This window comes from Ectobacillus funiculus, from assembly GCF_004138295.1.
GTDB classification, from domain to species: Bacteria; Bacillota; Bacilli; order Bacillales; family Bacillaceae_G; genus Ectobacillus; species Ectobacillus funiculus.
The window spans coordinates 1-5,064 of record NZ_SCFM01000110.1 but is presented as its reverse complement, the minus strand read 5'-3'; the positions used below and the strand labels follow the sequence as shown (position 1 = coordinate 5,064).

The window sequence follows — 5,064 nt, the reverse complement described above, 5'->3', positions numbered from 1 at the left end:
CGAACTGTAGAAGAATAAAAAATATGCTTAAGAGTATGCAAGATTTTATGCAAAAAGTCGGGAGACTTGTCAAAGGATCGGGAGACCAAAACCCGCGCCATTCGGGCATTGCATAAAATCCTGCATACTTGATAATTTCGAAGATTGCGAGAAACCCAGTGCTGGCGCGGATGCCCGAGGGAATCCCTCGCCATTTTACTTCCGATAATGCGGACTTATGTTAACCTACCACGAATATCCCATACATCCAAATTCTGATAGAAAATCACTTATTCTAGATGGTACAATAAATAGAAAAGGAGGAAGTATTTTGGAAAACCGTAAACTTGTGGCAGAACTCCCAATATAAAATTAATTAAAGGAGAGTAATATGAATATTGTGAAAGTAAACTGCGTCGAATTAGCTTATGACAGTTTTGGTAACGAAAATGATGAGGCTATTATTCTAATCGCTGGGCTTGGTACCCAGATGATCCGATGGACGGATTCTTTTTGTAGGATATTAGCAGCGCGGGGCTTTCGCGTAATCCGCTTTGACAATCGTGACGTAGGTTGCTCGACGCACTTTAGCTATTATCCGAGGCTGGATTTTGACGCACTGGCGACTTCTCTCATGTCAGGACAACTACCGGACATCCCTTACACGCTCGATGACATGGCCAGCGACGCTATCGGACTGCTTGACACTCTATCAATTGACAGAGCACATTTCATTGGCAGGTCGATGGGCGGAATGATCGCCCAAATTGTAGCCAGCGAGTACCCTGAACGGGTTTTATCACTCACATCCATTATGTCCAGTTCCGGTAATCCTGCCCTGCCGCAAACTGCCCCAGATGTCATGGTAATGATGACTAAACCGGCACCGAACCCATTTGAGGATGAAGCTGGATTTTTGGCTCATAATCTCTCCTTTGCCAAACGCATTGCCGGGACTGGTTATCCGTTTGAAGAGGATGCTTATCAGTCGCTCATTCTGGAAGAGGTCCAGCGAGCATACGATCCAGGCAGTGTCGGACGACAAATTGCTGCTATCGCTGTCTCCGGTGACCGTCGTCCGCGGCTGGCAACCATAAAAGTACCAGCACTTGTGATTCATGGGATGGACGATCCCTTATTTGTCCCAGCATGTGGCGAGGACACGGCTTCTGCCATCCCGGGTGCCAAGCTAATGTTGGTTGATGGCATGGGACATGACCTGCCGCACCAACTGTACAAATTAATTGTTGACGGTATAGAGCAAATGGCTCGTCGTAATTGACTCGCGCTTCCTGAATAGCAACCAGCCAGAGTTCTCGGTGCTAATGCTAAATACACTACATACATATATTGACTACCAATAACGGATTTTATGTCAACTAATATAAAGCAAAATAAAAACGCCCTGTCTTGGGGGCGTTTTTATTTGCCTAGAAAGAACCATTTTAGCCTCTGCCAGAAACTCCTTTTTTGCTGCGCTGCTTTTATCTCTTGTGTGTCCCTTACAACTTCTATAAGTTGACGATCTCGCTCTTCTAACTTAGTATCAATATATTTTTTCATAGCTTCGATTTGTTTTTCGTGCTGTTCTAATTGCTGTCCTTGTTGTTCCAGTTGTTTTAGGACGTCCTGTAACTGTCCTTCATCCGCCTGGACAGATTGGACGTTTTTAAGGACAGCCTGGACACATTCTACTATCGTTCCTTGACCTTGTTCATATAATTTCAACATTGTCTGAAACATTTCAAAATGCTGTTCTGTATAAGCCGTTTTTCCATTCTCTTTTGAAAAAAAGACACCTGCTTTACTAAAAGCCGTCTTGTAATTTCTAAGGGTAGATTGATTCACTCCTAATTTTTCAGCAAACATTGAACTGGAGTATGTCTTCTCTTTCGGGACTAGCTGTAACACTTTTATCCCTCCCTTTTTTGAATCCATGAAGGTATTCGTTATCAATCTAAAAAATCCTGTTTAGGACGTCCACGTTGTTTAGTCCTGCGTTATAAATGTCCTTCGTGTCCCTAGTGTCCTAAAAATTTTTGGAATACTCACAGCATATACTGGCGTATACTCGCCATTTTACAACGCCAGTAATACGCTATGATTAGAACCTAAAGTACGCTATTTATTCCACGGTTCCCTTTACAACGAGCCTCTACCCCTGCACCCCAAAGGACATAGGGACGGAAAAAAAACGCTTCCGCCCCCATGACCTTCGGAGTGTAATGCAAGGGTTTCTCATCATAAAGCGACTTTCGCGGCATAAACCGCTTAGTGCTCTCCTCTAGTTTCTCTATCGCTCTAATCCAGAGTCCCGATCCCGCCTGCGAGTTTGTTGCTTTTCTAGTTTCTCTTTTTCAATTTGGTTTTGTTTACTCGCTAAGAATCTTTGAGCACCCTCAAGTTCATCTTTATCAAAATACTTCGTTAACGGCTTTTCTTTTAATGCATCTAGAATACGAGCTTTGAGATAGCCAAACGCAAAAGCAAGTTCGGGAACTTTTTCCTTATAAAATTCCTTAACCTTTTCCGCCGTTCTTCTTAAAAGATCATTTTCTTTCTTCAGTTCTTTATTCTCTTTCTTTAACTGTTCAATTTCGGTTTGCAAAGTTTGTTTTTGTACCTTTAGAAGGTCATTGTCTGTTTTAAGCTGTTTATTTTGCGTTTTAAGCACGTCTGAAGCTCTCGCAAGGGTTTTTATAGCTTCATAGTCTCTCGGCTCTAAAATGACCCTTTCTGTGACTTTCTCGACCTTCTTAAGCCCTTGTCGTTCCAGTACAACTTCTGGGCGTACACGAATACTATCTATCCTCGGCACAACTTCCATATCTTTCATTAGCTTTTCAGCTAAATTTTTCACTTCTATGGCTTGCGCCTGTAATCTTTCAAGTTTGTGCTCATGGTATTGAGTCTGCTCTTTAAACTCACTTACCGTCACATGCTTGATATCCTTTGTAGTTCCCCTCTGCAGGTTATAGCCCCTTTCGTTCATCCGTTCATTGTAGACGTCCTGAAGACGTGCCAGATCCTCTTTTGTGGGAATAAACTTATTACGACTAATTTGTAGTACCTCCGCTTTCCTCCGGCCATCATAATCACGTGTTAACGGAACAGCAACTACATGCAGATGAGGGGTTGCTTCGTCCATATGTATCACCGCATGAATGATTTTATCTTTTGTAATACCAATATCTTTTTCTAGAAATTCCAAAGACTTATTTGCCCAGGCTTCAATTTCTTCTCTTGATTTATCACAGAAAAATACATCATCACTTGTAAAAAGAAATTCAGCAGCCACATCATTTTTCGCACTATTGATTGCTTGGTCAAATGTTTTCCGTCTATCAGAACGTATAGTTTTCATCCGCTCTTCATGTTCTGCCTTCATCTCACTTGTTATTTCGCTGAATTTCTTCAGATACGAGCCATCACATTTTACAAGTTCGATATTTTCACCCGATCTTGTCCTATCAATATCCTGATTTGTGTGCGAAACACGTTCATCATTATGCTTTCCAATGCCCCTCAAATCCCCTGTTGTTTTTATGCCTTTGACCCTAAAAATAGAGTAACTCAAGCACCCCACCACCCCTAAATTTTTCCACCTCATTATGGCATGAGAACAAATTGGATGTCAATTTCAGAACACACTCTAATATTGTCAGCTATCGCAACAATATCCGTGTGCCCTGCGGGGTGTGGACGTGCTGTCCACCTGCTCGGCTATGCCGAGAGCTTCACCCGATTTCGGGTGAAGCTTAAAATCGAGGTGTACAAAAATTTGTACACTCTCTTCTTCTTTTCCCCCTTGCTTTTGGGGAAGAGTGCTGGCCGGGGGTATGGGGGCAGAGCCACCATATCAGCGTGTAAATATATGGAGTAAGAGTAATACAATGGACGGATGATCTGGGCGGTTCGGCACGTATAATTGCTTGTTCAAGCCGATAGCCTAATTCTTGCTTTTGGGTCCGTCGGCTTGGCAGAGTCACCAAACGTGCCGAACTCCACTACACAAGGGCAAAAGGGTGGAGATTTTTTTGAGCGAAAGCGTTCCGAAGGACAAAAAAATACTACCCGACCCTTGTGTAGTGGAGAGCCCTTTCTAAAAGGAAAAAAACCTTAAAATCTACCCCTATATAATATATAAAAGAAGACAAGCAGTGCTGTTTTTTTAGGTAAAAACCAGTAATATCAAGGGTTTAAGTAGATTTATAGGGTTATATTTTTAACTCAAATGTGAGTTATTTTTAACTCAAATGTGAGTTATTTTTAACTCACATATAGGTTAATTATTTAATCATGTTAAATAATTGTTTAACTCACATTTGAGTTAATTTTAACTGTAAATTTGAGTTATTTTATTCGGAAACGAATAGTTAAAACAAACTCTTTAAAAGAGTTTAAAACAACCTAAATAAAGAGTTGATAGCAACTTTTATTTAGGTTAAAATAAAACCATTAAATGGTAATGGAGGCGAATAAATGCCAAAGGTAGCAATGATTGAGAGCAATACGGTAACTGATGAAAACGGAGAGATAAAACAACAATCTCGTGCAATTACGTGGAATTATGGTAAAGAACCAGACTACATAAAAATCTATCTGGACAACATTATGTTTTTAGCAGAATTACAAGGATGGGTTAGTAAAGTTTTATATGAATTAATCAAGTCAACTTCTTACGCAGATAAAGGTCAACTAATAATCGTGAATGCTGGTTACAAAAGAATTGTAGCAGAAAAACTAGACATGAAACCTCAGTCAATTACAAATGCTATTAACTATTTGGAGAAAAACGACATATTAATTAAACAAGAAAGAGGCGTATTTCTTCTAAATCCAATGTTTTTTGGAAAAGGAGAATGGAAAGATATCGCCAAAATCAGATACGAAATTGAACTAAGTGGCAGAGGAAAAACATTGAAATTGAAGTCTTTAGAACGAACTGTAGAAGAATAAAAAATATGCTTAAGAGTATGCAAGATTTTATGCAAAAAGTCGGGAGACTTGTCAAAGGATCGGGAGACCAAAACCCGCGCCATTCGGGCATTGCATAAAATCCTGCATACTTGATAATTTCGAAGA

The 5,064-nt window shown here is 40.4% G+C and carries 4 protein-coding genes; 2 read left to right on the top strand and 2 right to left on the bottom strand.

The genetic code is table 11. From position 1 onward, the window contains the following. Nucleotides 1-370 precede the first annotated feature (370 nt). Entirely contained in the window at nucleotides 371-1,261 is an 891-nt protein-coding gene (locus EP737_RS24945; RefSeq protein WP_129732095.1) for an alpha/beta fold hydrolase, read from the top strand. Between the two features lie 140 nt (nucleotides 1,262-1,401). Here EP737_RS24945 and EP737_RS24940 read toward each other — a convergent pair whose 3' ends face one another. Beyond that, the gene (locus EP737_RS24940; RefSeq protein WP_205651024.1) at nucleotides 1,402-1,848 is read right to left on the bottom strand and encodes a DUF3967 domain-containing protein; all 447 of its coding nucleotides are present in this window, start codon (nucleotides 1,846-1,848) and stop codon (nucleotides 1,402-1,404) included. 424 nt (nucleotides 1,849-2,272) lie between these two features. After that, complete coding sequence (gene mobV / locus EP737_RS24935; RefSeq protein ID WP_129732091.1) at nucleotides 2,273-3,556, bottom strand: MobV family relaxase; 1,284 nt, start codon at nucleotides 3,554-3,556, stop codon at nucleotides 2,273-2,275. A 905-nt stretch (nucleotides 3,557-4,461) separates the two neighbouring features. Between mobV and EP737_RS24930 the strand changes: the two genes are divergently transcribed. Continuing rightward, nucleotides 4,462-4,938: a replication/maintenance protein RepL gene (locus EP737_RS24930; RefSeq protein ID WP_129732089.1), complete on the top strand. Its 477-nt coding sequence runs from the start codon at nucleotides 4,462-4,464 to the stop codon at nucleotides 4,936-4,938. Nucleotides 4,939-5,064 lie beyond the last annotated feature (126 nt).

Excerpts from the sequence above, each read along its gene's own strand:
- EP737_RS24945 (WP_129732095.1), top strand. The coding sequence starts at position 371 with ATGAATATTGTGAAAGTAAACTGCGTCGAATTAGCTTATGACAGTTTT.
- EP737_RS24930 (WP_129732089.1), top strand. The coding sequence starts at position 4,462 with ATGCCAAAGGTAGCAATGATTGAGAGCAATACGGTAACTGATGAAAAC.
- EP737_RS24940 (WP_205651024.1), bottom strand. The coding sequence starts at position 1,848 with ATGTTTGCTGAAAAATTAGGAGTGAATCAATCTACCCTTAGAAATTAC.